The organism is Bartonella sp. CL435QHHD (assembly GCF_042195095.1).
In the GTDB taxonomy this organism is placed as follows: domain Bacteria; phylum Pseudomonadota; class Alphaproteobacteria; order Rhizobiales; family Rhizobiaceae; genus Bartonella.
In genome coordinates this window covers 1-6,198 of record NZ_JBHINS010000053.1, presented here as the reverse complement: position 1 = coordinate 6,198, position 6,198 = coordinate 1, and the positions used below count along the sequence as shown (strand labels likewise).

The 6,198-nt window shown below is 41.7% G+C and carries 4 protein-coding genes and 1 pseudogene; all 5 read left to right on the top strand.

What is annotated here, in order from left to right; all coding sequences use genetic code 11:
• Positions 1-42 precede the first annotated feature (42 nt).
• The 5 genes and pseudogenes from ACFILH_RS02640 (at position 43) to ACFILH_RS02620 (ending at position 6,171) form a co-directional block, all read left to right on the top strand.
• Positions 43-1,500, top strand: a complete 1,458-nt coding sequence (locus ACFILH_RS02640; RefSeq protein WP_375658326.1) for a hypothetical protein — start codon at positions 43-45, stop codon at positions 1,498-1,500.
• On the top strand, positions 1,500-1,925 hold the full coding sequence (locus ACFILH_RS02635) for a hypothetical protein (protein ID WP_375631669.1): 426 nt from the start codon (positions 1,500-1,502) through the stop codon (positions 1,923-1,925). Before ACFILH_RS02640 ends, ACFILH_RS02635 begins: the two co-directional genes overlap by 1 nt.
• Position 1,926: 1 nt before the next feature.
• Positions 1,927-2,927 (top strand): annotated as a pseudogene (locus tag ACFILH_RS09455) (hypothetical protein).
• Positions 2,928-2,951: 24 nt separating this feature from the next.
• Complete coding sequence (locus ACFILH_RS02625; protein ID WP_375631665.1) at positions 2,952-4,376, top strand: hypothetical protein; 1,425 nt, start codon at positions 2,952-2,954, stop codon at positions 4,374-4,376.
• 1 nt (position 4,377) lies between these two features.
• Positions 4,378-6,171, top strand: coding sequence for a hypothetical protein (locus ACFILH_RS02620; protein WP_375667313.1), 1,794 nt, complete (start codon positions 4,378-4,380; stop codon positions 6,169-6,171).
• Positions 6,172-6,198: the final 27 nt, after the last annotated feature.

Here is a 6,198-nt window from a genome sequence, read left to right as displayed (position 1 = left end):
AACGTCATAACGTGACCAGAATAATACCAACGGATTTTTAAGATGGTTTATTTTCCAGTAGCCGATTACAGACCAGATGTTGCGGTTGTCAACGGCAGTTTTACGGATAGCCTTGTGAATGTTTTACCAGCAGATGGCGGTTACATACCCATGCCTAGTGCAATGGTTGTTTCTAATCCTTTGGAAGAAAAACCTTTGGGTTCAATCGCCTTTAGAAGCGGTAATGGTGTTAAGATAATCGTAGGAGGAGCTAAAAAGCTTTATGCTTATGATAGCCAAACGCGTGGTTGGCAGGACATCAGTCAAAATGGTGTGACGTATCAGGCAAATGATGAGAACAAATGGTCGTTTGCGTTGTTCGGTGATGCTGTCATTGCGGTGAATAAAAATGATAAACCGCAAGTTTTCAAGGTTCGCAATTCCCAACGATTTGAAGATTTAGGAGGCAATCCCCCCAAAGCAGGTTTGGTGAAAGTTTGGGGCGATTTTGTTTGTTTGATGCAATTGACAGATAATCCTAATCGTATCCATTGGTCAGGTCTCAATGATGCGACCCATTGGACGGTTGGTGTTAAAGATTGTTATTATCATAACTTTAATGATGGTGAACATGTGCAGGGTGCAACAGAATCGAGCAATCCAATCGTTTTTCTACGTTCTGCTGTTTATGCCGGTTCTTTTACGTTAGGGTCTAAGGTTCCGTTCATTTTTCAAAAGCTACAAGACAAGCGTGGAGCAAGAAGTGCAGCATCTATAGCCTGTCGTGGTAGTGATGCCTTTTTTGCTGGTGATGGCGGCTTTTATCAAATGAGTTTGGATGGTCAACTTTTATCGATAGGCTTTGAAAAGGTCGACCGAACGGTGTTTTCGACCTTTGATAAGCTTGCTCTTGATGAGATGCAAGCGGTGATAGACCCTGTCCATAATCGCGTTTACTGGTCCTTAAAAAGTTACAATAACGAGCAAACGACCTTTGTTTATGATTGGGGCTTGCAGAAATGGTCGACACTACAGGGAGAGCTTTTCACGTTCTTTCCAGTGTTTACAACAGGTTATACTTTAGAACAGTTAGATGAGATTTCGATCAATCTTGAGGCATTGCCGGCTTCTTTAGACAGCCCCCGTTGGCAAAGTGGCGCTCCAATGCTTGGTGCTTTTGATGAAAACAATCGGCTTGTTATGTTTACAGGAGCCCCGATGGAGGCAACGGTTGTTTCACAAGAGATGGGGGCACCGGATGGAAGTTTTAACTTTATTACGAAGATGTTTGCCGAAGTTGATACGACGGAAGGTCTTTTAAGCATTGGAGAGCGTCGGCTTCGCAATAATCAGACACCAATCACATGGCATAAGGAGAGGGTGTGTTCGTATGTCACGGGCGCTTATCATGGGCGTTCGCGCAATCGTTATCACCGCTTTAAATTGCGCATTCCTGAAGGCATTCATTGGAACCATATTACGGGATTTAATGTGGATTTACGTCCTTTAGGCAGAGGGTAATGGCAAAAGTCTTTTTGACCACGTCTTGGGATATGGAGCGTATAGCCCCTTATCTTGAAGAAATCATTGCATCTTTTAGAGAGTATGTAGAGCGTTTCAAACATGAAATTACGTTGCAAGAACTCATTGAAGCGATTTGCATGGGCGAGAAACAGTTATGGCTTGTTTTGGATGATGAAGAGCGCTTTTTAGCGGTCGTCACGACCCAGATACAACAGACAGTTTTAGGAAAGAAACGCGCTCTGATTTGTGAATGTAGTGGCAAGGGTGTTCTTGATTTGGTTGACAATTTGCAAGTTGTAGAGGATTGGGCGCGTGAGAATGGGGCTTCTGAAATGGAGATCTTGGGTCGTTTGGGTTGGAAACGTGCATTGGACAAGCAAGGTTACAGCATAGATATGCTTTATTACAGGAAGGAATTGTAACATGGGGAGCAAGACACCGACAACAACAGAACAAAAGCAGGTGCAGACAAGCGCTCCTCCCTCTTGGATGCAGAATGTATTTAAGCGTGGTGGTGCAGATGCGTATAACATGTATGACACAGGGATTGGGGGTAATGTGTATGGAGGACCTCGTGTTGCGCCGTTAAGTGCTCAAACCACCCAAGCCATAGGTGGTCTTGGGAGTATCCCTCATCATTATCAAAATCGCTCTTTGATGAATACAATCTATAATCCAACGTCGGCAGCCATGAATCTTAGACATATGGCTTCTGGTGGTATGATGGGAGAAAATTCGTATTTCAAACGAGCACTTCAAGAAGCGTTAGATGACTCAGACACTCAAATTAACAGATATTTCTCAGGGATTGGTCGTTATGCAACTCCTGATCACAGAGAGGAAGTGCGGAAAGGAAGAGATTCTATATACGCTCGTGCTATGTTAGAGCAATTTAATCGTGATGCGGATCGCATGATGCAAGCCAATGCCATGATAGACCAAGCCAATCAAAATCAGTTGGGAGCATCAAATAACTTCTTACAGGGTTATGGCAATGCCTATTCCAATGCCATACAGGGGGGAGGTGTGCTTGATAATTACAATCAGAGAATTGTTGATGCCAATCGTNTGCCATACAGGGGGGAGGTGTGCTTGATAATTACAATCAGAGAATTGTTGATGCCAATCGTGAACGTTGGCTGGAACAAGACAATAGCGGCTGGAATAGGTTGAATATGCTTATGAACGCCGGTCATGGCTTTGCAAGGAATTACGGCACGACGACGAATAATCATACAATCTCTAAGATAGAGGGCAATAATCCGTGGAAAAATGTAGGAACTATAGGTTCTTTAGCACTTCAAGCAGCACCGATGGCTTTTGGTTATATGGCAGGTGGTCCAATGGGAGCAGCGTTGGCAGGAGGAGCATCCAAGTTTTTTTTAAATTACATGAATCAAAAGAAAGCTCTGGAGAATAATTAAAGAATAGTTTTGTAGGAGAGTGTGATGGCATTTCCAATATTATTTCCATTATCTTTTGCAGGTTTGATGGCTGCGAGAGCTGCGCCTCATGTTTTTAGGTATCTTGCTCCTAAAGCGGTTACAGGGGCGAATAGATTGGGACAATTAATAACAAAGAACCCCGTGGGGAATTTCATAACAAAGTACCCCAAAACCTCTCTATTTATGACTGGAATGTCAGGCATTGAAAGTATGATGACACCAGAGAAAGCACAAGCCCCATCCAACCCCTATTTACAGAATAGTCTGAATCCATATGGACCATTTATGCCCTATACGGCTCCTAGAGCGGAAATGCCTCTTGGATTTGATCAACATCCACCCATGCCAAATGCACTAGAGAGTACTCCACAAGAACTAAAACCTCATGTTAATGAACAAACGCAACCATTAGCACCCGCTTCCCCAACACCGCCTTCTGAACCAACAGATGCAGAGAAATTTTTACAGTCCAATACTTATAAGTTTTTTCAATCAGATGCGTATCAGAAGCTCAAAGATCTTTTTGCAGGTATGGCGGCAGCACCCACAGATGGTTCTGGATGGGATGCGCTTGCAAGTGGTGTGAAGCATCTTAATGAAGGAGATAAGGAAAGAGGGCAGGTTAACCAGACTGTCGAGTATCTAAAGTCCAAAGGCTACAGCGAAGAAGAAGCTGCTGTCATGGCAAGGAATCCTCAAATGCTTAGTGCGATGCTAACAGGTGGTGATACTCCTAAGTTAAGTCAGGGGTTTCAATGGTATACCAATCCAGAGACTGGTGAACGCGAAATGAGACCGGTAAAGGGGTCTCCACAAGAACTTGAGTATAATCAGAAGCTACAAGCACAGAAAGAGTGGGAGGGTAAAAAGCAAAAAAATATTATTGCCACAAAACATCAGATGAACGCTGGGATAGATGCTATTCGTGATTCGATTGCACTCATTCGCAAACATAAGATTAACGGGTTTAAGGCGTGGGCTACGCGTGGAATTGGAGGAACTCCTGCGAATGAATTAGAAAAATTATTTGATACGATTAAGGGTGGTGCTTTAAAGGCGGTATTTGAGAGCTTAAAATCGATGGATCCTAGAGGAAGTCTTAGTGTTGGTCCTATATCAGATTACGAAAGTCGGACGATGGTAGCAACCTTTGGTTCTTTAGATTCTGCGCGTAATACAAAAGGGCTACTGAAAACTTTAGAAAATCTTGAAATAACATTTAATGCTTTAAATAAGCTTCAGAAAACTGATTTGCATGATTGGATGACGGGGAAGATAACCCCTCAAGAAATCTCTGATAAATATAATACTCAGAAAAAAGGCGTTATGGAGTTTGTGAAGGTATCCAGTCCCAAAGAGAGCGCTAAATTTGAGATAGGAACAAAAATTCAAGATGCAGATGGTAATATTAGAATAAAGAGATACTAAAATGCTTAATCATAAGAATGATAACGTTGGAAAACGTCAGGTTTGGAATGATGATCAGTATCCTATTATTGGACATATAACAGATTATAATAAACGCTCTTCAAATAGTCAGATTTGGAATGATGATCAATATCCTATTATTGGACACATATCAGACTATAACAACCATTCTTATGAGGAAGAAGCAGAACATCCCGAAATAAGTGAAAGTGAAGCCTTTTGGAATTCTTTAAAGCATGGTTTGAGTTTTAATTTAGATGATGAGATTGCGGGGATCACAGCGGCAGGACGTGATTCTGATGATGAGTTGGCAATAAAGGCTTTTGCGAAGGGGCTTTACAACTATTGGACTGGAGATAAGAAAACCATAGAAAAATATGAGAAAGAAGCTAATAGAATACGTGATTATTATCGTAGGATGAGTGATCAACATTATTGGACTTCTTTTGCTGGAAATGCTTTAGGGTCGGCAATTCCTTCCCTTGCGACTTTAGGAGGAGGATTGTTAGCCTCAGGAGCACGCTTTGTAGCGCCTACACTTGCAAGGAATGTGGCGGGGTCAAAATTAGGTCAAGCCTTTTTGAAAGCAGGTCAGTTACCCCCAAGTCGATTTGCAAGTCCATTTTTAGGCATCACGAACAAAACAACATTACCTCATTTGCTTAAAGTAGGAGCGGCATCTGGTGCATTACATGGCGCAGGAGAAGGCGAAGGGCTTGGTAATACACTTACAAGTACGTTATCTGGTGCAGGTTTAGGAGCGGGCGGGGCATTGGTTGGAAGTGCTTTAGGTCATTTGGCTGGTTATCCGGTAAGCGGAATACGAAGACTTTTTTCTCCTTCTCATAAGGAAGGTGTTGCAACAGACACGTTAAGAGCAATCAGTAAACATTTAGGTAAGGAGGCTTCTGAAGAGCTAGGAAACTCTTTTAAGAATGCAGTTCCTACCGATTACGTAGCTGATCATAGTCCTTTTTTACAGGATCTTGTTTTTGATATCGCGAAAAGAAATCAAGGAGCTTATCTTGATTTGACTAAAAGAGCTGGGCAGAGAGCGCTGGGAGGAGGGGAGCGTATTCATCAAGCTGCTGATGAACACTTTGTTCCTCGTCAAAATGTCACAGGTTTAAAAGATGATCTTATCGCGAGTAGAGAAGCAGAATCACATACTCTTTACGAAATAGCCAAGAAAACGCCGATAGGAGAAAAATATTATGGGGCTCTTAATGATTTAATGAAGCGTCCATACTTCAAACAAGCTTATGATGAAGGACTAAAGCGGTTTATTACGGATGGCAACAACGTTAGTCCGTTTTCTTCTCAAAAATTTAGTCTCCTTAAGGAGAAACCAAACATGGGGGCTCTTCATAAGACTAAAGAGGTTGTCGATTTAATGATAAGGACCGAAAAGAGACAAGGAGATAATAGCCAAGTTCGCAGTTTAGTTGGTATCAAGAAAAAATTATTAGAGCTTATGGATGATATATCGTCTGAATATAAGAAGGGACGGGCATTATATCATCAATATAGTTCAGATGTAGATGCTATGGGCGAAGGAGAAAAAGTCCTTAGAAAGTCGGTTAATAAGGATAAATTCAGTAAAATTTTTGATGAATTACCAGAGGGACAACAAGAATACTTTAAAAAGGGATCAAGAGCAAAACTTTTACAAGGCATGGGTCAAACAAAAGATGAAGTGTCCAAGGCAAAGGAGATTTTTGGTACAAATGATCTATATGAACGATACAAGATATTGATTTATAATGATAATCTAGCTCTGTTCATATTGAATTAGACGCCCGAATAACGTAGGATTCTCTCA

What these genes read in the sequence shown, in the direction of transcription:
- ACFILH_RS02640 (WP_375658326.1), top strand. Translation starts at nt 43, where the DNA reads ATGGTTTATTTTCCAGTAGCCGATTACAGACCAGATGTTGCGGTTGTC.
- ACFILH_RS02635 (WP_375631669.1), top strand. Translation starts at nt 1,500, where the DNA reads ATGGCAAAAGTCTTTTTGACCACGTCTTGGGATATGGAGCGTATAGCC.
- ACFILH_RS02625 (WP_375631665.1), top strand. Translation starts at nt 2,952, where the DNA reads ATGGCATTTCCAATATTATTTCCATTATCTTTTGCAGGTTTGATGGCT.
- ACFILH_RS02620 (WP_375667313.1), top strand. Translation starts at nt 4,378, where the DNA reads ATGCTTAATCATAAGAATGATAACGTTGGAAAACGTCAGGTTTGGAAT.